1 pseudogene is annotated in these 250 nt (G+C 58.0%); it reads left to right on the plus strand.

From position 1 onward, the window contains the following. A pseudogene (locus GWC77_RS28925) lies at positions 1-127 on the plus strand (IS110 family transposase); the annotation flags it as partial. Positions 128-250 lie beyond the last annotated feature (123 nt).

Below are 250 nucleotides of genomic sequence, written 5' to 3' on the forward strand. Positions count from 1 at the left end.
GGTGGCGCTCGAATCGACGGGGGTGTACTGGATTCCGGTGTATGAGGTGCTCGAGCAGCGCGGACTGACGGTATGGCTGGTTGACGCGCGGCAGATGAAATACGTACCCGGTCGCAAGAGCGACGTGTGTGGCGCGACAATCTGGATGAGAGACGCGCGACAAACAAGATGAGAATGTCGCGGCGAGGTTGATGATGCCGATGTTGATTGACGCTGACAAGCGTTTGTTGATTGACGCGCGGCGCATGTT

This window comes from Paraburkholderia sp. NMBU_R16, assembly GCF_013282575.1.
Lineage (GTDB): Bacteria > Pseudomonadota > Gammaproteobacteria > Burkholderiales > Burkholderiaceae > Trinickia.